Genomic DNA, 24,501 nt, shown 5'->3' with positions numbered 1-24,501 from the left:
ACGCGTGGCAGGCCCGGGCTCAGGCTCAGGCCCAGGCTCAGGCCGGCGGCGCCGAGCCCCGGGCGGACCAGCTCGATGGTCTCGCGCACGAGACCGTTGACGTCCACCGAGGCGGCCTCGCCGGTCGGGCGACGGGTGAGGTCGAGGAGCTGGGTGATGATCTCCGTGACGCGCGCCAGCTGACCCTCGACCACGTTGAGTCGCCGGGTGGTGGCCTCCGGCGGCGCGCCCGCGGTCACGTCCTGACGCAGCAGCTCCAGGTGGCCGGCGATGGAGTGCAGGGGCGTGCCGACCTCGTGAGCGATCTCGGCCACGATGCGCCCGGAGAGCGCCAGCCGCTCGGCGTGGCTGAGGCTCCGCTGCATCGCGAATAGCTGCTCGTTGAGCCGCTCCACTTCCCGATAGCGCGCCTGGAGCTGACGCGTCGCCTCCTCGATCCGGGCCTGGAGGTCGTCGTTGAAGGTCCGGATGCGGACGACCATCTCGTTGAATTGCCGGCCCAGCACGGCGAACTCGTCATCGCCCGTCACCGGCAGCGCCACCCGGGTGTCGCCCTGCCGGACGCGGTCGATCGTGTGCAGAAAGCGGCGCAAGGGGCGGTCGACGACGAAGTGAACGGCGAGGCTCATCAGCAGCCCCATCACCACGACCGAGACGGCGGTGAGGACGAGGGCGCCCCGGCTGACCCGGGCGGCCACCGCGTCGGCCCGGTCCAGCGAGAACTTGGCCGCCACCGCTCCCGCCACCGACTCACCCAGCGTGACCGGCGCCAGGACCTCCCAGTAGCGCCCGGACGCCTCGTGGATCAGGCGCGAGACGACGCGACCACGGCGGACCTGCTCCGTTTCCTTGCGGGTGAGGGGCAGGCGCACCTCCGGGTGGCTGGTGGCGACCACCCGGGCTCGGCCGCCGTCGAGGTCCAGCACGTCGAGCTGCAGGACGTTCTGGCGGACGGCCATGATGTCGCGGATCTGGCGCTCGAGGAGCAAACGACTCTCGAACTCGCGCCGATCGCCGATGGTCGCGGCGATCTCGCGCGCGAAATTGACGGCGCGCTCGCGCAGGTCTTCCTCCACCCACGCCCGGGACATGGCGTGGTTGAGCAGCGTGAAGGCGAACGAGACGACGACCAGGATGAGAAGGCTGAGGAGGACGAGCTTCCGGCGGATGGTGGCCTGCATGCCGGCGACGGGCTCACGTCCGGCTGAGGAGCATGTAGGTGGCGCGGCCGATCGCGAGCAGTCGGCCGGCGGTGTCGGTGATCCGGGCCTCCCCGAAGGCGATGGTGCGGCCCTTCCTCAAAATGGCGCCCTCGGCCACGATCTCGCCCTCGCGGATCCCGGCCAGGAAGCTGACGTTGAGGTCGAGCGTGGTCTGATCGAGCCCGCCGCTGGCCGGAGCCGCGTAGGTGCCCAGGGCGCCGCCCACCGCCATGTCGACCAGTGCGGAATAGATGCCGCCGTGCAGCGGGGCGCCGGTATCGTTGCAGAGGTCGTCGCGGACGGCCAGGCGCAGCCGCACCCAGCCTTCCCGCGCGTCGTCCACCTGCACGCCCAGGTGGGCCCAGAAGCGGTTGCGTCGGGCGCGCTCACGGACGGTGGCCACGAGGTCGTCCGCCACGGCTCGTAGTATAGTCGAGGCGGCATGGCCGCCGACCGCATCCTCGAAGGCCTCAACGAGGGTCAGCGGGCGGCCGTCACTCACGATGCCGGTCCGCTGCTGATCGTGGCCGGCGCCGGCACCGGCAAGACCACCGTCATCACGCGCCGCATCGCCTGGCTCATCGCCGCGCGCCGGGCCCGTCCCGAGGAGATCCTGGCCCTGACCTTCACCGACAAGGCCGCCGCCGAGATGGAGGAGCGTGTCGACACGCTCGTGCCCTACGGCTACGCCGACGTCGAGATCGCCACGTTCCACGCGTTCGGCGACCGCATCCTCCGCGAGCACGCCCTGGAGATCGGGCTCACCCCCGACTTCCGCGTGCTCAACCGCGCCGAGCAGATCATCTTCCTGCGCGACCGTCTCTTCGAGCTGCCCCTCAGCCATTACCGGCCGCTGGGCGATCCCACCCGGCACATCCACGCCCTGATCACGCTGATCAGTCGCTGCAAGGACGAGGACCTCGCGCCCGAGGAATACCAGGCCCACGCCGAGCACCTGGCCAGGGCCGCGGCGGCGGCCGACGACTTCGAGGCGGCCCGCGAGCGCGCCAGCCAGCAGCGGGAGCTGGCGGCCACCTACGCGAGCTATCAGGAGCTGATGGCCCGGCACGGGTACGTGGACTTCGGCGACCAGATCGTGCTGGTGCTCCGCCTGCTGCGCGCGCGGCCCTACGTGCTGAGCGGGTATCAGCGGCGCTTCAGGTACGTGCTGGTCGACGAGTTCCAGGATACCAACCACGCCCAGTTCGAGCTGGTGAAGCTCCTGGCCGCGCGCCACGGCAACGTGGCGGTCGTCGCCGATGACGACCAGGCAGTGTATCGGTGGCGCGGGGCGGCCATCTCCAACGTGCTCGGCTTCCAAACGGTCTATCCCGAGGCGCGCCAGGTGGTCCTCACCGAGAGCTACCGGGCGCATCAGTCGATCCTCGACGCCGCCCATCGCCTGATCACTCACAACAACCCCGACCGCCTGGAGGTGCGCAGCGGCATCAGCAAGCGCCTGGTCGCCGTGCACCAGCCGCCGGGACCGGCGCCGCTCCACCGGCACTTCGAGACGGGCACGCAGGAGGCGGACGCCGTGGCCGAGCTGATCCGCGAGCGGGTCGCCGCCGGGGTCTGGAAGCCGGACGACGTCGCCATCCTCGTGCGGTCCAACGACGACGCCGACCAGTTCCTGCGCTCCCTGAACCTCAAGGGCGTGCCCTGGACGTTCTCCGGCAACTCCGGGCTGTACGGCCGGCCGGAGATCCGCCTGCTCATCGCGTTCCTGCGCTCGCTCGTGCACACCGACGAATCGGTGAGCCTGCACTACCTGGCGTCGTCCGACCTCTACGACGTGCCCATCGTGGATCTCACCCGCTGCTCGACCCACGCCGACCGCCGGCACGTCCACCTGTTCGACGTGCTCCGGCGGACGGCCGAGATCCGCGAGCTCCGCGACGAGATCGGCGAGGCCGGCCACGCGGCGATCCGCCACCTGGTGGCCGACCTCGAGCGCTACATGGAGCTGGCCCGTGAGGTGCCCACCGGCGAGGTGCTCTACCAGTTCATCAAGGACTCCGGCTGGCTCACCCGCATGTACCGGGCCGAGACCGCGCGCGACGTGGCCGAGACGAAGAACATCGCGAAGTTCTTCGATCGCGTCCGCTCGGCCTCCCAGGCCCTGCGCTACGACAACGTGCGGGAGTTCGTCAAGCACCTGGACGCGCTGATCGAGGCCGGGGACGATCCCGCCGTGGCCGAGGCCGACGTGGAGACGCCCGCGGTGCGCGTGCTCACCGTCCACAAAGCCAAGGGTCTGGAGTTCCCCGTCGTCTTTCTGGTCACGCTGGTCCAGGACAAGTTTCCCTCGCGGCGCCGCCGGGACGCGCTCGAGCTGCCGGTGGAGCTGATGAAGGATGCGCTGCCCACCGGCGATCATCACCTGCAGGAGGAGCGCCGGCTGGCTTACGTCGGCATGACGCGGGCCCGGCGGGAGCTCTACCTCACCAGCGCCGGCGACTACGGCGGAGGCCGGCCGCGCAAGGTGAGCCAGTTCGTGCTGGAGGCCCTCGACTTGCCTCGCGACGCGGCCCACCCGGTCAAGGCGCGCGCCGTGGAGGAGATCGAGCGCTTCGGCCCGCCGGCCGTCGGCGAGGACGCGGCCCTGGGCCCGCTGCCCCCGGACAGCGAGCTGGTGCTCAGCCACAAGCAGATCGACGACTACCAGACCTGCCCGCTCAAGTACCAGAACATCCACGTCAAGCGGATCCCGATCCGCCGCCACCACGCCGTCGCCTACGGCGCGGTGGTCCACAAGGTCGTGGAGTACTACCTGCGGCGCCGTGCCGTCGGCAACTACACGCCGCTGGACGATCTGCTGGCCGTCTACGAGCGCGCCTGGGCCGGCGAGGACATCCTGCGCGACCGTCCCGGGGCCAGCGAGCCGGCCGAGGGCTTCCTCACCCGCGAGCACGAGGAGGCGCGCAAGGCGGCCGGTCGCGAGGCGCTCCGGCGCTTCTGGCACCAGGAGGAGGCGGACGGCGTCAAGCCCACGTGGGTGGAGAAGGAGTTCGGCTTCACGCTCGGGCCCGATCGCGTGCGCGGGCGCTTCGACCGGGTGGACGAAGACCTGCTGGGCGCGGTGATCATCGACTACAAGACGAGCGACGTGACCCGGCAGAAGGACGCGGACCGTCGGGTGGCCGGTAATCTCCAGCTCAAGATGTACGCGCTGGCCTGGCGGGAGATGACGGGCCAGTTGCCCCAGCGCGTGGAGCTGCGTTTCATCGACGCCAACGTGGTGGGGCGCCATACGCCCACCGCCGGCGACACCGAGGAGGCGATCGCCGCGGTCAAGACGGCTGCGGCCGGCATCCGGACCCGCCGCTTCGAGGCCACGCCGTCCTGGGGCGCCTGCCGCTCCTGCGCCTACAACCAGATCTGCCCCTTCACCGCCACCAGCGAGTAGGGAAGGAGTCCGGACTTGAGCTCCCACGCCGGGCCACCGGCGGCCCAGACCGACAGACCGCCCGTCCCCGAGCCCACGTTCGCCGAGCGGGCGCGGACGCTCGTGGCCCAGGCGCGCACCGGGACCCTGGCCACGCTGTCGCGCAAGCACCCGGGTCACCCGTTCGCCTCGCTCATGCCCTACGCGCTCGATCCCGCCGGCCGGCCGCTCGTGCTCATCTCCTCGATGGCCGTCCACACGCAGAACCTCACGGCCGATGCGCGGGCGAGCCTGCTCGTCACCCAGCCCGACCCGCCAGCCGAGCCGCTGGCCGGAGGGCGGGTGACGCTGATGGGTGAAGTCACGCAGGTCCCGACGAGCGAGCGCGCCGACCGGGAGATCTACCTGACGCGGCATCCCCCCGCCCGCTCCTGGGCGGAGTTTCCCGACTTCGCGCTGTGGCGCCTCGAGGTGCGCGACGTCTACTTCGTGGCCGGGTTCGGCGCCATGGGCTGGGTGAGCGCCGGCGAGTACGGCGCCGCACGGCCGGACCCGCTGGCCGACGTGGCGGGCGGAATCCTGGAGCACATGAACCGCGATCACGCCGAGGCCTTGCGGCTCTATGCTGGCTTCTTCGCCGGCACGGAGGCCGACGAGGCCAGCATGACCTCCCTCGACCGTCTGGGCTTCAAGCTGCGGCTGCGTCGCGGCCCCCGACGCTGGAGCGTGCGCGTCGCCTTTCCCCGGGAGGTCACCACGGCCGCCGAGGCCCGCGCCGTCTTGATCGAGATGCTGCAACAGGCGCGCGCCAGTCGGCCCCCCTCCAGTTCTTGACAGGCTCGCGCCGGGCGCTTAGCGTACCCGTCACACTGACACCCGCCGAGGAGGCAGCGATGATCCGGATCAGCGTGCTCTACCCCAACGAAGCGGGCAAGAAGTTCGATCACGCCTACTACAAGGACAAGCACATGCCGCTGGTCGCCCAGCGGCTCACGCCCTTCGGCATGATCCGGTACGAGGTCGACAAAGGCATGGCCGGTGGGGCGCCCGGCAGCCCGGCGCCGTTCGTGGGCGCCTGCCACATCTACTTCGACGCGCTCGCCAACTTCCAGAAGGGCATGGGCCAGCACGGCAAGGAGCTCATGGCCGACGTCGCGAACTACACGGACATCCCGCCGCAGATCCAGATCAGCGAGATCGTGAGCTGACGTGGCCAGGGCGGCCGACGTCATCGTGGTCGGTGGAGGCAGCGCCGCGCTCTGCGCGGCGCTGTCGGCGCGCGAGCACGGCGCCCGCGTCCTGGTGCTGGAAAAAGCCCCCGAGGCCTGGCGGGGCGGTAACTCGTACTTCACGGCCGGGGGCTTTCGCTTCGCCTTCAAGTCCTTCCAGGAGCTGCGCGCGCTGGTCGGCGACCTGTCCGACCAGGAAGTGGCCGCCATGGAGGTGGACCCGTACACGGAGGACACCTACTACGACGACCTGATGCGCGTGACCGAGGACTGCGCCGACGCCGACCTGGGCCTGCTCCTGGTGCGGCAATCGCTGCCCACGGTGCAGTGGATGCGGGACATCGGCATCCGCTGGATCCCCATGTTCGGCCGCCAGGCCTACAAGATCGGCAACCGGTTCCGGTTCTGGGGCGGCATGGTGCTGGAGGCGGTGGGCGGGGGCGCCGGCCTGATCGACATGGAGTACGCCGCCGCCGCCAAGGCTGGCATCGACGTGCGCTTCGAGGCCAAGGCGACCCGGCTCGTGACCGACGACCGCGGCAGCGTCACCGGCGTCGTCATCCGCACGCCGCAGGGCACCGAGACGATCGGCGCCCGCGCGGTCGTGCTGGCCGCCGGCGGGTTCGAGGCCAATGCCGAGATGCGCACGCGGTACCTGGGCCCGAACTGGGAGCTGGCGCGCGTGCGCGGCACCCCGTACAACACGGGTGACGCGATCCGGATGGCCCTCGACGCCAACGCCGTCCCCTGGGGCCACTGGAGCGGCTGCCACGCCGTGCAGTGGGACCTCAACGCGCCCTGGCACGGGGACCGCAAAGTGGGCGACAACTTCCAGAAGCACTCGTACCCGCTGGGGATCATCGTCAACCTGCGGGGCGAGCGCTTCGTCGACGAGGGCGCCGACTTCCGCAACTACACCTACGTGAAGTACGGTCGCGCCGTGATCCAGCAGCCCCGCCGCGCCGCGTTCCAGATCTTCGACCAGAAGGTGGTGTCGCTGCTCCGCGAGGAGTACCGGATCCGGGAGGTGACCAAAGCCGAGGACCCCACGCTGGAAGGGCTGGCCCGCAAGCTCGAGATCGACGTCGAGGGGTTCGTGCGCACCGTCCGCGCGTTCAATACCGCCGTGCAGCCGGGCGAGTTCAATCCCGCCGTCAAGGACGGTAAGGCCACCCGCGGCATCACACCCCCCAAGTCGAACTGGGCGCAGCCGCTGGATACTCCACCGTTCGTGGGCTACGCGGTCACCACCGGCATCACGTTCACGTTCGGGGGCCTGCGGATCGGCAGCGAGGCCCAGGTGATCGACTGCGAGGAGCGCCCCATCCCCGGGCTGTTCGCAGCCGGGGAACTGGTGGGTGGTCTCTTCTATCACAACTATCCGGGCGGGGCCGGGCTCATGGCCGGAGCCGTCTTCGGGCGCATCGCGGGGCGCTCCGCGGCGAAGGCCGCGCTGGGAGGCTAGGGCAGGGCGAGTCGGTTCAGGCGCAGGCCGGCCGGACCGCCTGCATCGCCGCGATCAGGGCGTGGCGGACGGCCTTGCGATTCATCTCGGGGTCGGCGAGGAGCACGATGAAGCCGACGGGCGTGGCGCACACGAACACGGTCCCGTCGCCGGTCGCGACGTGGGCCATCATGAAGGTCCCCCGGCGTATCGGCGGCTCCTGCAGCTCCAGATCACGTCCCAGCGTGGTGGCCATGGCGGCCAGCGGCTCGACGGCAAGCTCACGGGGCAGGTGGATCGCCATGACCCGGCCGTCCGGGGAGATCACGAGGCCGCCCTGGACGTGCTCGAGGCGGGCCAGGTCGGCCAGCATCAGATCGAGATCGAGGCTGGGCTTGGCGGCGGTGGGCGGGATCATCACGCGTTCCGCGTAGGCAACGCATTCAATTTCCCGGCCAAACCGGTTACCGACGGAAACGATGCGGCGACGCCGGGTTCGCGGCCGCGCCGCCACCCGGACATGACAGGGTGTCATGGGCCGCTCAAGTTGTCACCGACCTCGATGGAATCCCGTCGCCGGCGAGCGTATCCTTCCTGGCCGTGGAGGCTCCGCGACGCGATCCCACGCTCGCGATCGACCTGGCCTATCTCGCCGGCGCCATCGAGCGCTGGGCTGGTGATCTCGCTCTAGCCGAAGAGCCGGCGCGCTTCCAGGTGGTTCTGGAGTCGGCGAGCTCGGCCCCGTCGCCTGCGGAGCCCGCGTGATGACGGACTGGACGCTCGAAGCCCAGAGCGCGGCGGTGCAGGCTCGCCGGATCTCTTCGCTGGAGCTGGTCGAAGCGTGCCTGGCTCGGATCGCCCGCCTCGATTCCCGGTTGCGCGCCTTCATCACGCTCGACGCCGAGGGCGCACGGGCCACGGCCAAAGAGCGGGACGCGGAGCTGGCGTCGGGCCGCTGGCGAGGACCGCTTCACGGCCTGCCGCTGGCCTACAAGGACCTCTGCTTCGTCGCCGGGCTACCGACGTCCTGCGGGACGCAGACCGCCGAGTACTTCCGGACCGAGCGCGAGTGCACGGCCGTGGCGCGCCTGCGCGCGGCCGGAGCCGTCACCCTGGGCAAGCTCAACATGTCGGAGCTGGCCCTGGGCCCCTTCGGGGACAACGCCCACCACGGGCACGTGCAGAACCCCTGGCGGGTCGGCCACTGCTCGGGCGGCTCGAGCAGCGGATCGGGCGCGGCGGTCGCCGCTGGGCTCGCGCTGGGGGCGCTCGGCACCGACACCGGGGGCTCGATCCGGCTGCCGGCCGCCGCGTGTGGGATCGTCGGGTTCAAGCCCACCTATGGCCGGGTGAGCCGCGCCGGAGGGATGGCGCTTTCGTGGTCGAACGATCACTTCGGCCCCATGACCCGCACCGTCCGGGACGCCGCCGTGCTGTTGCAGGTGATCGCCGGGCACGACGCCGAGGACGGGACATCGAGTCGTCGCCCGGTGCCCGACTACCTCGATGGCCTCGAGGGCGGCGTGGCCGGTGTGCGGCTGGGCGTGCCGGAGAACTACTATTTCGACGGCATCGACGGCGCCGTCGCCGCCGCCGTCGAGGAGGCCGCCCGTCGGCTGGCCGAAGCGGGCGCGCGTCTGGTTCGCCTGCGTGTGCCGGACCCCGCGCCGGTGGCCGACGTGACGGGCGTGATCAGCCGGGCCGAGAGCGCCGCCATCCACGTGCAGATCTTGAAGGAGCGTCCCCACGAGCTGCAGCCCGTGGTCCGGGCCCGCCTGGAGGTCGGGCTGCAGATCTCCGCGTACGATTACATCCAGGCGCTCCGGCTCCGCGCCGGGATGGCCCGCCACTTCGTCGGCGAGGTGTTCGCGGACGTGGATGCGCTGCTGGCGCCGACGATTCCCGAGCCGGCGCCGAGCATCGACGAGGTGACGCGGCCGCCCGTCGGCGAGATCATCGCCCACATGACGCGGTTCTCGCGCCTGACCCGGCCCTTCAACGGCCTGGGGCTGCCGGCGCTGTCGGTGCCGTGCGGGCTATCACCCCAGGGGCTGCCGCTCGGTCTGCAGATCGTGGGCCGACCGTTCGACGAGGCGACGGTGCTCCGGGTGGGCCGCGCCTGGGAGCGGCTCGTCGGCGGGTTCACCGGCGCGCCGCCGACGTAGCCGCCGGCCGCTCCAGATATCGGGCCAGCAGCGTCTCGCGGGAGAGCCACAGCCGCCGCGCCTCGCGATAGGCCGCCGGGCGGGGGCGCCGGCGGCTGCCGGGATGAATCGTGGCCAGGAGCGCGCGCTGATACGCGGCGACCAGCCGCGGGCAGGCCGGGCGGCCGGGCTCGACGGTGAAGCCCAGCCGGACCAGCCCGGAGTGAAAGATGGTGGTCGCGGCCACGGCCCGCACGTCGCTCAGTTGCTGGCCGGGCGCCACCAGCGCCGCCAGCGCGCGCAGGGAGACGAGAAGCTGCCGGCGGAGCTCGAGGCCGACGCCCAGCGGCGAGCGAGCGTCGCCGTGAATGGCGACGATGCGAGGATTGTCGAGGTGACAGATGCCGACGCGGTCACCGAATCCCAGATGGGTGCCATCGGGGAGCGTCCGGGGTCGCAGGCAGCGCCGGATCTCGACGCTGAGCGCCGGACCGATCCTGGCGCCCGGCCGATCGAGCCCGTGCACCCACCGGTAGGCGCGGTCGTAGGCCACGACGGCCCACTCGGAGGCGTGCCGGCGTCCGCGCCTCGCCGGAGAGACCATCACCCCATCGTCGGTCTCCCGACGCGGCCGGTCATCTGAGGGCGCGCGATGACCGCACTGTCCATCTACCACCTCGTCGCAGGCGCGGGGCTCGCCGCCCTGAGCCTGCACACGCTGCTCAATCACCTGACGCTGCGCCGACTCGATCGCATGCGGTCGTCGGCGCCACCGCCCCGGATGTCCGTCCTGATTCCCGCCCGGAACGAGGCGGCGCGCATCCGAGCGTCGGTGACGGGCTGGGTAGGCCAAGACTATCCAACCTTCGAGGTCATTGTCTACGACGACGACTCCGCCGACGACACGGCCGCGCGTGCGCTGGCCGCCGCCGCGGGCCGGTCCCGTCTTCGTGTCGTCCGCGGCGGCCCGCTGCCCCCGGGATGGGCGGGCAAGCCGTGGGCCTGTCACCGGCTGCGTGCCGAGGCGGTGGGCGAGGTCCTCGTCTTCGCCGACGCGGATATCGTGCCCGCGCCCGACGTCCTCGGCCGCACGGCGGACGCGCTGGCCCTCCTGGGCGCCGACGCGCTGTCCGCAGTGCCTGCGCACGAGAGCCCGCACGTGGGCGTGCGCCTGCTGGCCGGGCTGCAGAACTGGGGAGCGCTGGTGTTCGTGCCGTCATGGCTGGACACCGGCCAGGGTCGCGTCCGCTGCGCCGCCCTGAACGGGCAGTTCCTCGCTATTCGCAGCACCGTCTACGACGCCAGCGGCGGGTTCAGCGTCGCCCGCGATTCGCTGGCCGAGGACGTGCACCTGGGCCGTCATCTCGCCGCCGGAGGTTACCGGGTGCGATTGCTCGACGGCGCCCGCCTGCTGCGCTGTCGTCCCTACGCGACCGTCCGCGACCTCTGGGGCGCGAACGCGCGCAACCTCCTCGCCGTCTTCTTCGACTCGCCCGCGGTGCTCCTGCTGGCGCTGGCGGCCCTGGCCGCGCTGTTCGTCGGCCCCCCGGTGATCCTGGGGCTGGGCGCGGCGCTCGGCCGGACTGGCGCGCTGTGGCGCTGGATGCCTCTGGCCGAGATCGCCGCGGCGGTCTTGCTCAGGCTGGCCTCGGATCTTCGCGCCGGATACCCGCCGTGGCTCGCGCTCGGGCAGCCGCTGGCGATCCTGGCCCTCATCGCCATGAGCCTGGACTCACTGCTCCGGCTTCGCGTGTGGAGGGTGGTCGAGTGGCGGGGCCGGCGCTACGACGTGGCGGCGTGAGCGACGCGTTGGCCAGGCCGCAGCCGTTCGGCGTGGAGGTGGACACCACGTCGAGCAGGCGCGCGCGGCGCGCCTGGGGGATCGGCGCCTCGGCCAGCCACGCGCAGAACGCTTCGGGCTGAGCGGCCGCCCACGCGGCCACGCCGGCCGTGACCCTGAAGCCCTCCGCGAGCTTGTCGTCGGCCAGATGGCCGAACACCGCGATGAGCACGCGGGCCACCGCCGCCGCCACGCGATTGTCGATGTGGACGTGGGCGGTGAGCCTGGGCTGGACACCGTCGCCGAGGGGCTCGAGCTCGAGGATCGTCAGCGCGCTGCCCCCGATGTGGCCCAGCAGCCGGCCGGAGTGCTCGCCGCGTGACAGCACGATGCGCCGGGTGGGCCCGCGGGCCAGGATGCGCCACACGCCGCGCGCGCCGTCGTTGTCGGTCGCCCGGTACCATCCATCGTCGATGGCCTCGACCTCGTACCGGGCCAGTCCCAGATGCCGCGCGGCGGCCGCCATCACTGCCGGCTCATCGACCAGCGCCAGGTAGAGCTCGAAGGGGACATGGGCCGGGTCCCCCTGGACGGTGCGCGTCAAGGTGGGAGCCGACCACAGACGTTCCACAGTGGCCACGATGTCCTCCGAGAACATCGAGGCCGGCGCCAGGAAGGGGGGCCAGTGGCGGTCACCGGCGTCGCCGGACGCCGTCGCCGCGCAGGTCAGGAGCAGCAGGAGGGCGATAATGCGACTTTTGGCTTTCAGGTCGGCCTGGGCCGTGGGAGACTTTGATCGTTCGCTGGCCGGGTCGAGCGTATCGCCCCTCCCGCCGGAACTCAAAACCGAGGTGTTCATGACCTACCGCGCCCTCGTTCTGGCCCTCCTCATTGTCGCAGCCTGGAGCGCCGACGCCAAGCCCGTCGGGCTCTCGCGCGACCAGCTCGATCGGCTCCAGCGCCGCGAGATCGTCCTGCTCGATCACCTGCCCCCCGGGGGCGCCGGCCAGTCCGCCCAGGGCGGCACCGGCGTCGCCCTGATTCAGGCTCCCGCGGAGGCCGTGTGGCGGCTGCTGGTCGACTACCCCGCTCACCGGGGGCTGTACCCGCACGTCGTGGACGCCGAAGTGGTCGAGGCCGACAGCCGTCACGCTCTCGTCCGCTACGTCGTCGGGGTCGGGCCATTCTCGTTCGGCTTCCACGTCACCAACTACCCCGATTCCAGCCGGCACCGGCTCGAGTGGCGACTGGCCGCCGACCGGTCCAACGCCCTGTTCCGCGACAGCTGGGGATACTGGCAGATCGACCCGCGCGGGCAGACGAGCTTCCTCACCTACGCGATGGCCGCGCGCACCGTGTTGCCGGCCTTCGTCACCCGTGCGGCCGAGCGCGACGGGGTGGTGGCGACGCTGAAGGCCGTGCGGGATCGTGTCGAAGGACGTTGAGCCGGCGGGCCTCGCGTATCATCTGAAGCATGGCCACGCGCCGCCCGATGCTCGAGTTCTCCGCCGGCGGCGTGGTCGTCGATGACCACGGCCGTGTCCTGCTCATCCGGGCCCGCGACTTGCGCGACCGCTCCGTCTGGACCTTGCCCAAGGGCGCCCCGGGGGCCGGCGAGTCGAGCGAGGACACGGCCATGCGCGAGGTCCGAGAGGAGACGGGCTACCGCTGTGAGATCGTGCGGCCGCTGGAGCCGGTGACCTACTGGTTCCAGCGCAACGGGCGCCGCATACGCAAGACCGTGCGGTGGTACCTGATGCGGCCCCTGGAGAAGGTCGGCGAGCACGACCACGAGGTGGACGAGGTCGCCTGGCTCGAGCCGGGAGAAGCGCTGGCCCGCCTGCGCTACGAGTCCGACCGCAAGCTGCTGTCTTCCCTCTGAGCGCTCCCCGGGTCAGGCGGCGGGGGTCAGCGCGCTGGTGCAGTGCGGGCAGCGCGTCGCCCGCACGTGGGCCCTGCCCAGGCACGCCGGGCACTCTCGCTCCGTGGGCACGGCCGGCGGCGGCTGGCGACGAGCCGCGTTGACCGCCTTGACCACGAAGAACAGCGCCGCGGCGACGAGCGCGAAGTTGATCACGGTGTTCAGGAACAGCCCGTAGTTGATGGTGGCGGCCCCGGCATCCTGAGCCGCCTTGAGCGAGGGGTAGCTCCCGGCGCCCAGGACGACGAAGAGATCCGAGAAGTCCACGCCGCCCAGGAGCTTGCCGATCGGGGGCATGAGCACGTCTTTGACGAGCGAGGCCACCACGGCGCCGAAGGCAACCCCGAGCACCACGCCGATCGCCAGGTCCAGCATGTTGCCCTTGAGCGTGAATTCCTTGAACTCCTTGAGCATATGAACCCTCCCCGCCTGGACCTGATCACCACAACGTCAAAGAGTCGCGCAGGATGAAATCCAGCTCCTGAGTCCCCACGGTCCGGGGGGCCCCGGCGAGCAGCCGCGGCTGCTTGAGCGTGCCCTCGATCAGGGCGGGCAGATCGTGCTCTCCGTAGCCGATCGCGGTCAGGCCGTTGGGGATGCCGACATCCCGCATGAGCGCCAGGAGCGCCCGCGGCAGCGCCTCGCGGCGCTCCCGCTCCGACAGCCCCGCCGTGGGGGCGCCCATCAGCTCGGCCGCGCGGAGGTGGCGGTCCGGCGCCGTCGGGTAGGTGAAGCGAAAGACCGCCGGGGCCGTCAGGATCACCGAGACGCCGTGGGGCACGAGCGGGTGGGAGGTGCGGTAGCCGGGTGGCACCCAGTCCCGGACGAGCCCGGCGATCGGGTAGGCGACGGCGTGCGGGATGTGCACGCCCGCATTTCCGAACCCGATCCCCGCGTAGTTCGCGGCCAGCGCCAGGTGCACGCGGGCCTCGAGGTCGAGCCCATTGAGGACCGCGCGGCGCAGGTACCGGCCCACGTACTCGATGGCCTTCTCGCACCAGATGTCGCTCGCCGGATTGGCCCCGATGTACGCCGGCCGATCGGGGGGATGGTGCTTGGACCGTGCGTCGAACGGCCGCGTCGTGTAGGACTCGATGGCGTGCGTGAGAATGTCGGCCCCCGCTGCCGCCGTGACCTCCGGCGGGGCGGTGAGGGTATTGAGGGGATCGACGATACCGAGAGACGGGCGCAGCAGCCGGTGCGAGACGCCGGCCTTGACGTGCTGCCCCAGCACGTGCGTCACGGCCACCGCGGTCGTCTCGCTCCCTGTTCCGGCGGTGGTGGGCACGGCGATCAGCGGCTTGAGCGGTCCCGGCACCGTCTTGCCCCCGCCGACCGGCTTGTTGACGTAGTCGAGAAGCGGGGCCGGGTAGGTGGTCAGCAGGTTGACCGCCTTGCAGGTGTCCAGGGCGCTGCCGCCCCCCACCCCGATCAGGCCATCGAACTCCTTGGTCCTGGCGTACTCGGCGGCCTCTTCCATCGAGCGGTCGGTCGGCTCGACCTGGACGCCGTCGTAGACGTCGGCCTTGATGCCCTGCTCGGCCAGGAGCGCCCGGACGCGCTCGGGCAGGCCCAGCTCGCCGATGACCCGGTCGGTCACGATGAGGACACGTCCGAGGCCCAGCCGCTGGGCGTCGTAGGCGATCTCCTCGGTGGCGCCGAGGCCGAACTTGATGGGAGACATCTCCATGACGAAAACCGTTTCGGTGGGTAGCGTGACGCCTTTCATCGAGGCACCTCCGGTGACGGCAACGGCCACGGCATTATAGCCCGTGTGCTGGACTCCGGGCCGTGGCAGCGGCTGCGCCGCTTACAGGGGCCGGGGCAGGCTCGGCGGGCTCGCAGAGCAGGGAGCGGGCGCCGGAAGCCGGTGCTTCCTTCCCGTCAAGACCGGGATCTGGGCTCGGGTCGAGCCGTCAGACCCGCGTCAGCAGGGTCAACAACGGTGGCTGCTGCGGAGCCTCCTGGAACCGGCAGCGCAGCGAGGGGCGTTCCAGGACCTCGACGTATGCCCCCATCACCATCCGGTAGTAGTGCGGGTGCCGGCCAGTGGGCCCGCCGTTGTACTCGGTCAACGCCTCTCGAATAGTGGCCCGCCGCTTCATGATGTCCCGCAGGTAGGCCATGGCGAAGCGCGTGCTGACCGCCGGATCGGCCAGGTCCCCCAGGTCCCGCCTGGGCTTGTTGAGCTGCGGGCGTCGGAACTTGCCGAGCTCGGGCTCGAAGATTGCCGCTGTGCTGGGCAGGATCTGGAAAAGGCCGATCTCTCCGGCCGCCCCGACCGCATCGTGCCTGAAATCCGACTCGACCTCGGCCTGGGCCAGCGCCAGGCAGTGATCGATCTTGGTTCGCTGGGCTTCCACCATGAGGGTCTCGGGGAAGCCCCGGAAGGCGCTGATCGGCGCCTGGGGGTTTTTCTCGGCTACGTGACTGAGGATGGCACGGCGCAGCCGCTCGAAATCCGCCTCCCCGGCTACCGCAATGACCTGCCGCGAGAGGGCCATCCCGCTCACCGCGACGACGATGAAGAAGGTCAAGCCCGCGAGGGTCTTGCTATGCCGACTCATACGGAGAATCCTCCTTAGCCTCACCTCAATCTCGATTCCGAACCGACTAGACGATCAGAAGGAAGGATCCTTACGTAACCGGGCTCATGATTGCACGGGCGCGAGGGCTTGCGCAAGGGGTGGGAGGCTATAACGTGTCAGCCCACTAGCCGAGGTAGTTCGGGCGTACTAGATACGGTAGTTGAAGTCCTTCGCCTACCGGCCCTGGAGTGCTTCTAGCGACCTCCCGGGAGCCGGGGTCGCCGGGGCCCGGCCGTCCGGTAGAACTCGGTCGGGTCGTTGTCCGTCTTACCCCCGACGGGGGTCCCGCACTCAGCGCAGACGTAGTCGTACTTGGTTCCGGTGGGCAGGACCAGCAGCAGCTTCTTGCGGGTCGGCGTGGCCCGGCGGCACCTGGGGCAGAACAGACTCGCCGCCTCGAACTCCTCGAAGGCGCTCCCCTCGGTCATCGCGGCGAATTGTACAGGAACCCGGGCGCTTGAGGAGGCCCTCGCAGAAGTTGACACCTAAATATCAAAACCGTCATACCTATCAGTAGGTATGTCCCGTCGCCCCCGGCAAGCCAGTCCTGACGGCACGCGATATCTGACCACCCGGGAGTCCGCCGAGCGGCTGGGCGTGACGATCAACGCGATCAAGGCCTGGATCCGCGAGAAACGGCTGCCTGCCCTGCGGACCCCCGGCGGCCACCACCGTATCACCGAGCGGGACCTGATGGCCTTCCAGGCCGAGCTGGTGGAGAGCTGCCAGAACGCCGCCCGGTCCCGGATCCTGGTCGTGGACGACGACGCCCCCCTGGCGGAGATCCTCAAGGAATCCCTCCAGGACGAGATGCCGGACGCGCAGATCAGGACGGCCACCGACGGCTACGAGGCGCTGGTGCAGGTGGGCGCGTTCCGACCGGATGTGCTCGCCCTGGACATCCGGATGCCCCGGCTGGACGGCTTCGAGGTCTGCCGCCGCCTCAAGGCTCGGCGAGACACCGCCGGGATCCGGATCCTGGCCATGACGGCGTACTCCGAAGGTGAGGTCAAGCGCAAGATCATCGCCTGCGGGGCCGAGGACTTCATCGAAAAGCCCTTCTCCATCACCGACTTCCGAGCCCACATCCTGACCCTCCTGGGCAAGGCCGCTTCCCGCTAAAAAGCCCTGGCCCCTGGCAGGACGGGGGCGCTCACTGCAACAGACCGCTCGTCGCGGCACTCACCATCGTGGCGGCCGCCGTGGCGTCGACGATGGCCATGCGCCGGGTAGTCGCGCGGCCTCTTGATCCCGTCCGCAGCGTCCGAGCCGATCGTCGAGCGTGCCCGATGGGCGCGCGAAGAAAATGATTTCAGGGCTTGCGGGCGCTGGCGCGAGACAGGTAGCGTGCTGTCTGTGGGCCGTCATGTCCTGGTCGTCGAGGACCATGCAGATGCCCGCGAAGCTGTGCGCTGCCTGCTCGAAGTCCGCGGGCATCGCGTCGACGTGGCCGCCGACGGACCCGGAGCGCTCGAAACCGCGTTGACCTCGTGTCCCGACGTCGTCCTGATCGACATCGGGTTGCCGGGGCTCGACGGCTTCGAGGTCGCGCGGCGGATCCGGGCGACCAACGAGGGCAAGCGCATGAGGCTCGTGGCCCTGACCGGCTACGGTGAGGTCGCCGATCGCCGGCGTGCGCTGGAGAGCGGCTTCGACGCCCACCTCGTGAAGCCCATCGATCCCGACCAGCTGTACCGGCTGCTCGAAAGTCCCTAGCCTCGACGCTGCACGCTCCGCGGTCCTGCAGGCCCGGACGCGTGTCGGCAACGCTTGCCTCCCGGCGGCCCCCCCTGAGATAGTGGTGGCGATGCCCACGGTGGCGTCGGCGATCCCGCGAGTCGAGCTGGCGCTCGGCCCCACGCCGCTGTTGAAGCTGGAGCGCCTGTCGGCGGAGCTCGGTGTGGAGCTGTGGATCAAGCGCGACGACCTCACCGGGCTGCTCGAGAGCGGGAACAAGATCCGCAAGCTGGAGTTCCTGGTCGGCGAGGCGCTCAGCCAGCGGGCCGACACCCTCATCACCTGCGGCACGCTGCAGTCCAACTGCTGTCGCGCCGTCTCCGCCGTGGCGGCCCGGCTGGGCCTGCGAGCGGTGCTCGCGCTCAAGGGGACCCCTCCCGAGGAGTACGACGGGAACCTCCTCCTGGATCACATGCTCGGCGCCGAGGTCCACTACTGCGACGACGCCGCCTGGCGACGCATCGACGAGGTGCTGGGCGACCTGGCCGACCGGGTCCGGGCCCGGGGCGGCACTCCGTACGTCATTCCGGAGAGCGGGGCCACCGTCACCGGCGCGCTGGGTTATCTGGCGTGCGGCCGCGAGCTCGCCGAGCAGGCCCGCCACGGCGCTCCCCCGTTCGACACGGTGGCGATCACGGCCTTCAGCGGCGGCAGCCAGGCCGGGCTCCTGATGGCCAAGCAGCTGGCCGGCTTGCGGGCGCGGATCGTGTCGATCCCCATCGCCTGGGAGGCCGGGCGCGTCCGCGCGTACGTCGAGGACGTCATCCGTCAGGCCCGCCTGCGCTACGGTCTCAACGTCGCCGTGTCCGAGGAGATCCAGCTGATCGACGGCTATCAGGGATCGGGCCGCGCCGAAGTACAGCCGGAGGAGCTTCGGACCGTCGTTCGGCTGGCCCGGCGTGAGGGAATCGTCTTCGATCCCGTGTACACGGGCAAGGCGTTTCACGGGCTGCTCGACACGCTCCGCCGCGAGCGAGGCGCCCTCGGCCGCCGCGTCTGCTTCATCCACACGGGCGGTATCTTCAGCATCTTTCCCTTCCGTCACGCGCTGCGCCCGCTCATCGACCGGCGCGACTGGTAGAATCCTCCTCCTATGCCGCAGTTGCGCCTGCGAGGAGGTGCTCTCGACGGCCTTGACCTCCACTACCTCGTCCAGGGACGGGGCCCGGTGGTGGCGCTCGTCCACGGACTCGGGGGGTTCGCGGCATCGTGGGGGCCCACTATGGAGGCGCTGGCCGGACGGGCCACTGTGCTGGCGCTCGACCTGCCCGGCTTCGGGCGGTCGGCCAAGCCGCGCACCCGTTACGGGCTCGGGTTCTTCGCCCAGGTCGTCGACCGCTTCCTCGACGCGCTGGGCGTGCGGCAGGTCGGTCTCGTCGGTCACTCGCTGGGGGCCGCCGTCGCGCTGACCTGCGCGCTCGCTCGCCCCGAGCGCGTCGACCGGGTCGCCTTCGTCGGCGCTCTCGTCCCGGGCTTCCCGTACCGGCTGTCGCCCGTGTATCGGGCCCTGGCGATCCCCGCGCTCGGGGAAGTGCTCGCCCTGTGTGGCTGCGCCGCCGTGTATCGGGCCGCCCTGGCCCGGTGCTTTCATCGTCGGCGGGCCGACGAGATCGAGTTCCTCGTGAACTGCGACTATGCGGTACGCACCGGATGGGGGGCGCGGGCGGCCTATCTCTCCACCGTGAGAGCCGTGCGCCAGGATTTTCACGAGCAGGGCGCGGAATATCGCCGACGGCTCCAGGCCCTGAGGATGCCGATGCTCCTCATCCACGGCCGGCAGGACCCCGTCGTGCCGGCGGCGCACTGCGAGGCGATGATGCGGGACCTGCCGCGCGCGGAGACTCGATGGGTCGACGCCTGCGGGCACTTTCCCCAGCTCGAACATCCCGAGCCGGTCAACGGCTGGCTGAGTCGCTTCCTCGTCGCCCGACCGGCCCCTCGTTGAAGGAGCAGCTTGCGATGAACGAGATCAGCCCCCAGGAACTGAAGCAACAGCTGGACGCCGGCCCTGGTCCGGTGCTGCTCGATGTCCGCGAGGACTGGGAGACGAAGCTGTGCCGCCTCCCCAACGCGGTGCACATCCCGATCGAGGAGATCGAGTTCCGCGTCGAGGAGCTCGACCCCGACGACGCGATCGTCGTGTACTGCCATCAGGGCGTGCGCAGCGCCGCCGTGGCCGAGTACCTCCGCGGGCTGGGCTTCTCGAGCGTCCGCAACCTGATGGGCGGGCTCGACTACTGGGCCCGCGCCGTCGACCCCCAGATGCGGCGGTACTGATGGCGGACGCGCCGGTCCGCATCGAGCGTGCGGGCCCGGTGGCATGGTGCACGGTCGACCGACCGCCCCTCAATCTCCTGGAGCCCGGGCTCATCCGGGCCCTGGGCGCGACGTTCGCCGACCTCGCGGCCGATGGCGCGCTCCGCGCCGTGGTGCTCACCGGCGGTGGTCGCGCCTTCTGCGCGGGGATGGACGTGCGCGTGCTCGGCGACCTCGACGGGCCCGGCGCGCGCGAGCTCATCACGGCGCTCCACGCGGCCATCGAGGCCGTTCATCACAGCCCGGTCCCCGTCGTGGCCGCGGTGAACGGCCCGTGCCTGGGCGCCGGCTTCGAGCTGGCTCTGGCCTGCGACATACGGCTGGCCTCCGCGGATGCCATCTTCGGTCTGCCCGAAGTGAGGGTCGGCGTTCCCTCGGTGATCGAGGCGGCGCTCTTGCCGCCGCTGGTGGGCCCCGGGCGGGCCGCCGAGCTGGCTCTCACCGGCGAGGCGATCCCGGCCGAGCGGGCGCTGGGCTGGGGGCTCGTCAACCAGGTGGTCGAAGCGCCGCGGCTTCGGGATGCCGTCGAGGCGCTGCTGACGAAGATCTTGAAGGCGGGGCCGGGCGCGGTCCGGCTGCAGAAGCGCCTGCTCGTGCGGTGGCGCTACTCGGACCTCGAGACCGCCATCCGGGCGGGCATCGAGGCGTTCGTCGAGGCCTACGCCACCGGAGAGCCGGCCGAGGGCGCAGAGGCCTTCCTGGCCAAGCGAGCCCCCCGCTTCGAGGGCGGCCGGTGAAGATCCGAACCGTGACCATCGACTTCTGGGGAACGCTTCTCTGGGACTTGCCGGTCAGTGACGAGCGCTACAAGCGTGTCAGGCTGGACGGCTTTCAGAACGCCCTGGCGGCCGCGGGCCTGACGGTGGCCCGTCCCGCCCTGGAGAGGGCCTACGAGGCATCGCGCGGGTTCCTGGCCCGGGTGTGGGCGACTCAGCGCGACGTGTCGGCGGAGGAGCACGTGCGGGCGATCCTGACGGCGGCCGATCCGGCGCTGCCGCAGCGGCTGCCGGCGGCGACGCTGGCGGCGCTCCTCGATGCCTTCGCCCGGCCTGCCCTCCTCGTGCCCCCGACCGTGGATCCGGGCGCGCTCGGCGCGCTGCCGGCGCTGCGGGCTCGTGGGCTCACCCTCGCGGTGGTCTCCAACACGATGCGGACGCCGGGCGCCATCCTGCGCCGGCTGCTGGCTCACTACGGGTTGCTCGAGCACTTCTCGCACACCACGTTCTCCGATGAGGTGGGGGTGCGCAAGCCGGCGCCGGAGATCTTCTGGCTGACGCTCAAGGCCGTGGGCGGGGAGGCCGAGAGCGCCGTGCACGTCGGAGACGACCCCGTGCTCGACGTGCAGGGCGCCCGTGTCGCCGGCATGCGGGTGGTCCAGGTGAGCCGCGGCGGGCGACGGGCCGCGGGCCTGGAGGCCGACGCGGTCATCGAGGGGCTGGCCGCGCTTCCCGACGTGATCGACGAGCTCGCAGCGCGCTGACGGCCCGGGGCCGGCCAACACGAGTCGGGCGCAGGGCTGCGCACCGTGCGCGCCGGGAAGGACCTACGCGGTTCTGAGCGCCGCGCTGCGCTGCTGGTAAGAGGCGAGCCCGACCTCACTCAGGTAGCGCCAGATCGGGTCCATGTTGCGCTGCGCGTACGCTTGCAGCAGCACGAAGGAGATCCCGCGGTGGTAGGTCGCTCCCGGCCCCGCCCCCGCGCGCCGCCCGAGGACCTTGAGCTTGCCGGTCGGGCGGTGTTGCAGCATGACGCCGAACGTGCCGTTTCCCGACAACCAGTGTTCCGGGTCGCGGACGGTCACCTCGGTGACCTCGCCCACCACTTGCCAGTCGGGCGCAAGCTCACCGAGGAGGCTTCGAACCATCTGAGCCGCATCGGAGCGAAACACCATGAGTCCTCCCCTCGCCTGGCTTCACGCGACGCGCCAACGAGGGAGCAAGGGAGGTGCCAGGGCGACCAGGAGCCATTGTTCCCGGGAAATCGCGGACGTGGTCGGGGCGGCCGGCGCGCGGATCGTCGCGAGATTGACACCCCGACGTCCGTGCGTGCCAGCGTGGCTGCGCGCCGGGCGCGCGCAGGGGACCGCCTTGCGCAGCGCGCCATGCCGCCGGTAATATACGCGCCGTGGACGTCGCCGGGCTGCGCTCGAAAATCCGTGATATCAAGGATTTTCCGACCGAGGGAGTCCTTTTCAAGGACATCACCACGCTGCTCAAGGACGCCTCGGCGTTCCGGTACGTCGTCGACCGGCTCTCCACGCTGCACCGCGGCGAGCAGGTCCAGGTGGTGGTCGGCGTCGAATCTCGCGGGTTCATCTTCGCCGGCGCCGTCGCACATCAACTGCAGGCCGGTTTCGTGCCCGTGCGCAAGCTGGGCAAGCTGCCGGGCAAGACGATCGAGGTGGAGTACGAGCTCGAGTACGGCCGTGATGCCCTGGCCATTCATGCCGACGCCATCCGGCCCGGCCAGCGGGTGCTCGCCGTGGACGATCTCCTGGCCACCGGCGGGACGATGGCGGCGACGCTGAGGCTCATCGAGCAGCTCGGCGGTCAGGTCGTCGGCGTCAGTTTTCTGATCGAGCTCGCCTTCCTGCACGGCCGGGAGAAGCTGAAGAACTATCCCTTGCACTCCCTGATCGTCTATGAGTAGCTTCGGGCGTAGGAGGCCGAGCATGGTGCCCTGGTTGACTCTGGTCGCTGCGCTGATCCTCGTGGCCGGTGCCGCGCCTGCCGCCGCCGACGAAGCCAAGACCCCGGTGAGCGCCTCGATGCTCCTGAACATCCTGTCGGCGCCCGTGTCTTCCCGCGACGTCGCCTACGACGAGTCACTCAAGGACGCGGGCTCGGCCCCGCCGCAGCGGGGTTTCGTGCTGCAGCCCGACGGCAGCCTGCGCTACGGCACCGACCGTCTGGGGGTGAGCGTCACGGTCAGGAACCCCTGCCCTCCGGGCTCGTTCCACGACGAGCCTCGCCCCCTGCCCGGTCGTCGCGCCCGGAACTGATCGCCCACCGAGCAGACCACCGTTGCGGCCCCGTCCCGCCGCCTGCGGGCCGAGGGCCTTCGGAGGCCCGATGATGGTTGTCAAGCACGTAGGCGTTCTGGGATGCGGGCTCATGGGTTCGGGCATCGCCCAGGTTTCCGCGCAGGCAGGCTTCCGGACAACGGTCCTCGAGGCCACACCGGAGCTGCTGGAGCGGGGAATGGGCAACCTCCGCGCCACGCTCGAGGGGCTAGCCGCCCGCGGCAAGCTCGAGCCCCAGGCGAAGGACGCCACGCTCGGGCGCATCGCCGGCACCGTGCGCATCGACGACTTCAAGGACTGCGATCTGGTCGTGGAGGCGATCACCGAGAACCAGACGCTCAAGAACGAGACCTTCGCCCGGCTGGACCGGGTCTGCCCGCCCCACGCGATCCTGGCCAGCAACACCTCGTCGTGCAACGTCACGGCGATGGCGGCGGCCACCAGCCGGCCGGGTCGCGTCCTCGCCCTGCATTTCTTCAACCCGGTCCCACTCATGAAGCTGGTAGAGGTCGCCCGCACGATCCTCACCGAGGAGGACGTCGTGTCGGCCGCCACCGAGTGGGTGCGGGCGGTGGGCAAGGTGCCCGTCCAGACGAAGGATTCCACGGGGTTCATCGTGAACCGCCTCCTGGTCCCCTATCTGCTCGACGCCGTCCGTCTCTACGAGAGCGGCCTGGGCTCGCTGGAGGACCTCGACCAGGCCATGAAGCTGGGCTGCGGGTACCCCATGGGGCCGTTCACGCTCCTGGACCTGGTGGGCCTGGACACGACCCTGTACGTGGCCGAGGTGATGTTCGAGGAGTTCCGCGAGCCCCGCTATGCGGCGCCCCCGCTGCTCAAACGCATGGTGATGGCCGGGCATCTGGGGCGCAAGACCGGACGCGGATTCTACAGCTACCGCAAGGGCTGATCGTCGCGTAACTCGCTGCCAGGCCCTCGTTTGACGTGACAGGCTTCCGGTGATAACTGTCTGGACATTCTGACAGCAGGAGGCCGCAGTGGATTATCGCCACGGAATTCCGCGGTACCTTCAGATAGCCGACGCGATCCGGCAAGATTTGCGGGGAGAAGGCGAACGGATCCCCTCCGAGCACCAGCTCTGTGCGAGGTTCCGGGTGAGCCGCCCCACCGTTCGGCAGGCCCTCGACGTCCTCGTGCAAGAAGGCCGGCTGTACCGCCACGCCGGCCGCGGCACCTTCAGCACTCCGACCCCGGGCGGCGATCCCAAGCTGCGCGTCATCGGCTCGGTCGATGACATGATCGCGCTCGGTGATGAGACCTGGTTCAAGCTCGAATCGCGCGACCGGGTCCGCCTGGCCCCGAACATCGCGCAGGCGCTGCGGCTGCCGCCGGGCGCCGACGGGTACCGGGTGGTCGGCATCCGGCATGCCGACGTCGGGCCGTTCCAGCACGTGACCGTGTACCTGCCCTTCGAGATCGGCCGGGCGCTGTCCGACGAGGACCTCTCGAAGACGTCGCTGGTGGCCGCGATCGAACGGCAGCTCGGCCTGCCCATCAAGGTGCTCGAGCAGGTGACCGACGCCGCCCTGGCGCCGCGGCACGTGGCCGAGCTGCTGCAGGTGCGGCCGCGCACCCCGCTGCTGCTGTTCGAGCGGACGTGGTTCGCGGTGAGCGGCGACCCTGTCGAGTACGTCGTCGCCTACCAGGCCGGGCGCCGGTATCCGTTCCGCGTGGTGCTCTCCCGTCCCGAGCGACGGAGCTGACCCGGC

29 protein-coding genes are annotated in these 24,501 nt (G+C 70.7%); 19 read left to right on the top strand and 10 right to left on the bottom strand.

What is annotated here, in order from left to right:
* Together VFR64_18105 and VFR64_18100 are read right to left on the bottom strand one after the other, a co-directional pair.
* On the bottom strand, positions 1-1,181 hold a 1,181-nt coding region (locus tag VFR64_18105), incomplete at its 3' end, for a histidine kinase dimerization/phospho-acceptor domain-containing protein (GenBank protein ID HET9491657.1).
* 13 nt (positions 1,182-1,194) lie between these two features.
* The gene (locus VFR64_18100; GenBank protein ID HET9491656.1) at positions 1,195-1,620 is read right to left on the bottom strand and encodes a PaaI family thioesterase; all 426 of its coding nucleotides are present in this window, start codon (positions 1,618-1,620) and stop codon (positions 1,195-1,197) included.
* Positions 1,621-1,644: 24 nt separating this feature from the next.
* Between VFR64_18100 and VFR64_18095 the strand changes: the two genes are divergently transcribed.
* Genes VFR64_18095 through tcuA form a run of 4 tightly spaced genes read left to right on the top strand, consistent with a single transcriptional unit; the run spans position 1,645 to position 7,284 of the window.
* Positions 1,645-4,611, top strand: coding sequence for an ATP-dependent DNA helicase (locus tag VFR64_18095; GenBank protein ID HET9491655.1), 2,967 nt, complete (start codon positions 1,645-1,647; stop codon positions 4,609-4,611).
* Positions 4,612-4,626: 15 nt separating this feature from the next.
* Positions 4,627-5,424: a DUF2470 domain-containing protein gene (locus tag VFR64_18090; protein ID HET9491654.1), complete on the top strand. Its 798-nt coding sequence runs from the start codon at positions 4,627-4,629 to the stop codon at positions 5,422-5,424.
* Positions 5,425-5,483: 59 nt separating this feature from the next.
* The gene (locus tag VFR64_18085) at positions 5,484-5,798 is read left to right on the top strand and encodes an EthD family reductase (protein HET9491653.1); all 315 of its coding nucleotides are present in this window, start codon (positions 5,484-5,486) and stop codon (positions 5,796-5,798) included.
* A gap of 1 nt (position 5,799) precedes the next feature.
* Positions 5,800-7,284 (top strand): FAD-dependent tricarballylate dehydrogenase TcuA, encoded by a 1,485-nt coding sequence (gene tcuA, locus VFR64_18080; protein HET9491652.1) that lies wholly within the window; start codon positions 5,800-5,802, stop codon positions 7,282-7,284.
* Positions 7,285-7,300: 16 nt separating this feature from the next.
* On the opposite strand, the gene VFR64_18075 is transcribed toward tcuA, so the two are convergent.
* On the bottom strand, positions 7,301-7,681 hold the full coding sequence (locus tag VFR64_18075; GenBank protein HET9491651.1) for a roadblock/LC7 domain-containing protein: 381 nt from the start codon (positions 7,679-7,681) through the stop codon (positions 7,301-7,303).
* Positions 7,682-8,027: 346 nt separating this feature from the next.
* Between VFR64_18075 and VFR64_18070 the strand changes: the two genes are divergently transcribed.
* Positions 8,028-9,428 carry an amidase gene (locus VFR64_18070; GenBank protein ID HET9491650.1) on the top strand — a complete coding sequence of 467 codons (1,401 nt, stop codon included), beginning with the start codon at positions 8,028-8,030 and terminating at the stop codon, positions 9,426-9,428.
* On the opposite strand, the gene VFR64_18065 is transcribed toward VFR64_18070, so the two are convergent.
* Entirely contained in the window at positions 9,406-10,011 is a 606-nt protein-coding gene (locus VFR64_18065; GenBank protein HET9491649.1) for a hypothetical protein, read from the bottom strand. The genes VFR64_18070 and VFR64_18065 overlap by 23 nt on opposite strands.
* A gap of 48 nt (positions 10,012-10,059) precedes the next feature.
* On the opposite strand from VFR64_18065, the gene VFR64_18060 reads away from it, so the two are divergent.
* Positions 10,060-11,208: a glycosyltransferase gene (locus VFR64_18060; GenBank protein ID HET9491648.1), complete on the top strand. Its 1,149-nt coding sequence runs from the start codon at positions 10,060-10,062 to the stop codon at positions 11,206-11,208.
* On the opposite strand, the gene VFR64_18055 is transcribed toward VFR64_18060, so the two are convergent.
* Positions 11,120-12,046, bottom strand: a complete 927-nt coding sequence (locus tag VFR64_18055) for a hypothetical protein (GenBank protein ID HET9491647.1) — start codon at positions 12,044-12,046, stop codon at positions 11,120-11,122. The genes VFR64_18060 and VFR64_18055 overlap by 89 nt on opposite strands.
* Between VFR64_18055 and VFR64_18050 the strand changes: the two genes are divergently transcribed.
* Both VFR64_18050 and VFR64_18045 read left to right on the top strand, forming a co-directional pair.
* Entirely contained in the window at positions 12,045-12,632 is a 588-nt protein-coding gene (locus VFR64_18050; protein HET9491646.1) for an SRPBCC family protein, read from the top strand. The genes VFR64_18055 and VFR64_18050 overlap by 2 nt on opposite strands.
* Before the next feature lie 29 nt (positions 12,633-12,661).
* Positions 12,662-13,069: an NUDIX hydrolase gene (locus VFR64_18045; GenBank protein HET9491645.1), complete on the top strand. Its 408-nt coding sequence runs from the start codon at positions 12,662-12,664 to the stop codon at positions 13,067-13,069.
* Positions 13,070-13,081: 12 nt separating this feature from the next.
* Here the strand turns inward: VFR64_18045 and mscL are convergent, their stop codons facing one another.
* The 4 genes from mscL to VFR64_18025 all read right to left on the bottom strand — a co-directional run bounded on the left by mscL (position 13,082) and on the right by VFR64_18025 (position 16,124).
* A complete protein-coding gene (mscL, locus tag VFR64_18040; GenBank protein HET9491644.1) occupies positions 13,082-13,522 on the bottom strand; it encodes a large conductance mechanosensitive channel protein MscL in 441 nt (146 codons plus the stop codon).
* 25 nt (positions 13,523-13,547) lie between these two features.
* Positions 13,548-14,837, bottom strand: coding sequence for a hydroxyacid-oxoacid transhydrogenase (locus VFR64_18035; protein HET9491643.1), 1,290 nt, complete (start codon positions 14,835-14,837; stop codon positions 13,548-13,550).
* A 187-nt stretch (positions 14,838-15,024) separates the two neighbouring features.
* A complete protein-coding gene (locus VFR64_18030; GenBank protein HET9491642.1) occupies positions 15,025-15,675 on the bottom strand; it encodes a transglycosylase SLT domain-containing protein in 651 nt (216 codons plus the stop codon).
* Positions 15,676-15,890: 215 nt separating this feature from the next.
* Positions 15,891-16,124 carry a hypothetical protein gene (locus VFR64_18025; protein ID HET9491641.1) on the bottom strand — a complete coding sequence of 78 codons (234 nt, stop codon included), beginning with the start codon at positions 16,122-16,124 and terminating at the stop codon, positions 15,891-15,893.
* A 91-nt stretch (positions 16,125-16,215) separates the two neighbouring features.
* Here VFR64_18025 and VFR64_18020 point away from each other — a divergent pair, with 91 nt between their 5' ends.
* The 7 genes from VFR64_18020 (at position 16,216) to VFR64_17990 (ending at position 21,229) form a co-directional block, all read left to right on the top strand.
* Positions 16,216-16,818 (top strand): response regulator, encoded by a 603-nt coding sequence (locus tag VFR64_18020; protein HET9491640.1) that lies wholly within the window; start codon positions 16,216-16,218, stop codon positions 16,816-16,818.
* A 225-nt stretch (positions 16,819-17,043) separates the two neighbouring features.
* Entirely contained in the window at positions 17,044-17,412 is a 369-nt protein-coding gene (locus VFR64_18015; GenBank protein ID HET9491639.1) for a response regulator, read from the top strand.
* 91 nt (positions 17,413-17,503) lie between these two features.
* Positions 17,504-18,514 (top strand): D-cysteine desulfhydrase family protein, encoded by a 1,011-nt coding sequence (locus VFR64_18010; protein HET9491638.1) that lies wholly within the window; start codon positions 17,504-17,506, stop codon positions 18,512-18,514.
* A 12-nt stretch (positions 18,515-18,526) separates the two neighbouring features.
* A complete protein-coding gene (locus VFR64_18005) occupies positions 18,527-19,378 on the top strand; it encodes an alpha/beta fold hydrolase (GenBank protein HET9491637.1) in 852 nt (283 codons plus the stop codon).
* A 14-nt stretch (positions 19,379-19,392) separates the two neighbouring features.
* Positions 19,393-19,710: a rhodanese-like domain-containing protein gene (locus tag VFR64_18000; GenBank protein HET9491636.1), complete on the top strand. Its 318-nt coding sequence runs from the start codon at positions 19,393-19,395 to the stop codon at positions 19,708-19,710.
* The gene (locus VFR64_17995; protein ID HET9491635.1) at positions 19,710-20,486 is read left to right on the top strand and encodes an enoyl-CoA hydratase-related protein; all 777 of its coding nucleotides are present in this window, start codon (positions 19,710-19,712) and stop codon (positions 20,484-20,486) included. The genes VFR64_18000 and VFR64_17995 overlap by 1 nt, the downstream gene beginning before the upstream one ends.
* The gene (locus tag VFR64_17990; protein ID HET9491634.1) at positions 20,483-21,229 is read left to right on the top strand and encodes an HAD family hydrolase; all 747 of its coding nucleotides are present in this window, start codon (positions 20,483-20,485) and stop codon (positions 21,227-21,229) included. The genes VFR64_17995 and VFR64_17990 overlap by 4 nt, the downstream gene beginning before the upstream one ends.
* Before the next feature lie 63 nt (positions 21,230-21,292).
* On the opposite strand, the gene VFR64_17985 is transcribed toward VFR64_17990, so the two are convergent.
* Positions 21,293-21,613, bottom strand: coding sequence for a hypothetical protein (locus tag VFR64_17985; protein ID HET9491633.1), 321 nt, complete (start codon positions 21,611-21,613; stop codon positions 21,293-21,295).
* Positions 21,614-21,873: 260 nt separating this feature from the next.
* On the opposite strand from VFR64_17985, the gene VFR64_17980 reads away from it, so the two are divergent.
* The 4 genes from VFR64_17980 (at position 21,874) to VFR64_17965 (ending at position 24,495) form a co-directional block, all read left to right on the top strand.
* Positions 21,874-22,398 (top strand): adenine phosphoribosyltransferase, encoded by a 525-nt coding sequence (locus VFR64_17980; GenBank protein ID HET9491632.1) that lies wholly within the window; start codon positions 21,874-21,876, stop codon positions 22,396-22,398.
* Between the two features lie 22 nt (positions 22,399-22,420).
* Positions 22,421-22,750: a hypothetical protein gene (locus tag VFR64_17975; protein HET9491631.1), complete on the top strand. Its 330-nt coding sequence runs from the start codon at positions 22,421-22,423 to the stop codon at positions 22,748-22,750.
* Between the two features lie 70 nt (positions 22,751-22,820).
* Positions 22,821-23,681, top strand: coding sequence for a 3-hydroxybutyryl-CoA dehydrogenase (locus VFR64_17970; GenBank protein HET9491630.1), 861 nt, complete (start codon positions 22,821-22,823; stop codon positions 23,679-23,681).
* An 88-nt stretch (positions 23,682-23,769) separates the two neighbouring features.
* On the top strand, positions 23,770-24,495 hold the full coding sequence (locus VFR64_17965; protein HET9491629.1) for a GntR family transcriptional regulator: 726 nt from the start codon (positions 23,770-23,772) through the stop codon (positions 24,493-24,495).
* Positions 24,496-24,501 lie beyond the last annotated feature (6 nt).

The sequence above is a fragment of the Candidatus Methylomirabilota bacterium genome (assembly GCA_035709005.1).
Taxonomy (GTDB): Bacteria; Methylomirabilota; Methylomirabilia; order Rokubacteriales; family CSP1-6; genus 40CM-4-69-5.
This window is presented reverse-complemented; position numbering and strand designations above follow the sequence as displayed.

Excerpts from the sequence above, each read along its gene's own strand:
- VFR64_18095 (HET9491655.1), top strand. The coding sequence starts at position 1,645 with ATGGCCGCCGACCGCATCCTCGAAGGCCTCAACGAGGGTCAGCGGGCG.
- VFR64_18085 (HET9491653.1), top strand. The coding sequence starts at position 5,484 with ATGATCCGGATCAGCGTGCTCTACCCCAACGAAGCGGGCAAGAAGTTC.
- VFR64_18075 (HET9491651.1), bottom strand. The coding sequence starts at position 7,681 with ATGATCCCGCCCACCGCCGCCAAGCCCAGCCTCGATCTCGATCTGATG.
- VFR64_18070 (HET9491650.1), top strand. The coding sequence starts at position 8,028 with ATGACGGACTGGACGCTCGAAGCCCAGAGCGCGGCGGTGCAGGCTCGC.
- VFR64_18065 (HET9491649.1), bottom strand. The coding sequence starts at position 10,011 with ATGGTCTCTCCGGCGAGGCGCGGACGCCGGCACGCCTCCGAGTGGGCC.
- VFR64_18060 (HET9491648.1), top strand. The coding sequence starts at position 10,060 with ATGACCGCACTGTCCATCTACCACCTCGTCGCAGGCGCGGGGCTCGCC.
- VFR64_18050 (HET9491646.1), top strand. The coding sequence starts at position 12,045 with ATGACCTACCGCGCCCTCGTTCTGGCCCTCCTCATTGTCGCAGCCTGG.
- VFR64_18055 (HET9491647.1), bottom strand. The coding sequence starts at position 12,046 with ATGAACACCTCGGTTTTGAGTTCCGGCGGGAGGGGCGATACGCTCGAC.
- VFR64_18045 (HET9491645.1), top strand. The coding sequence starts at position 12,662 with ATGGCCACGCGCCGCCCGATGCTCGAGTTCTCCGCCGGCGGCGTGGTC.
- mscL (HET9491644.1), bottom strand. The coding sequence starts at position 13,522 with ATGCTCAAGGAGTTCAAGGAATTCACGCTCAAGGGCAACATGCTGGAC.
- VFR64_18035 (HET9491643.1), bottom strand. The coding sequence starts at position 14,837 with ATGAAAGGCGTCACGCTACCCACCGAAACGGTTTTCGTCATGGAGATG.
- VFR64_18030 (HET9491642.1), bottom strand. The coding sequence starts at position 15,675 with ATGAGTCGGCATAGCAAGACCCTCGCGGGCTTGACCTTCTTCATCGTC.
- VFR64_18025 (HET9491641.1), bottom strand. The coding sequence starts at position 16,124 with ATGACCGAGGGGAGCGCCTTCGAGGAGTTCGAGGCGGCGAGTCTGTTC.
- VFR64_18020 (HET9491640.1), top strand. The coding sequence starts at position 16,216 with ATGTCCCGTCGCCCCCGGCAAGCCAGTCCTGACGGCACGCGATATCTG.
- VFR64_18010 (HET9491638.1), top strand. The coding sequence starts at position 17,504 with ATGCCCACGGTGGCGTCGGCGATCCCGCGAGTCGAGCTGGCGCTCGGC.
- VFR64_18005 (HET9491637.1), top strand. The coding sequence starts at position 18,527 with ATGCCGCAGTTGCGCCTGCGAGGAGGTGCTCTCGACGGCCTTGACCTC.
- VFR64_18000 (HET9491636.1), top strand. The coding sequence starts at position 19,393 with ATGAACGAGATCAGCCCCCAGGAACTGAAGCAACAGCTGGACGCCGGC.
- VFR64_17995 (HET9491635.1), top strand. The coding sequence starts at position 19,710 with ATGGCGGACGCGCCGGTCCGCATCGAGCGTGCGGGCCCGGTGGCATGG.
- VFR64_17985 (HET9491633.1), bottom strand. The coding sequence starts at position 21,613 with ATGGTTCGAAGCCTCCTCGGTGAGCTTGCGCCCGACTGGCAAGTGGTG.
- VFR64_17975 (HET9491631.1), top strand. The coding sequence starts at position 22,421 with ATGGTGCCCTGGTTGACTCTGGTCGCTGCGCTGATCCTCGTGGCCGGT.
- VFR64_17970 (HET9491630.1), top strand. The coding sequence starts at position 22,821 with ATGATGGTTGTCAAGCACGTAGGCGTTCTGGGATGCGGGCTCATGGGT.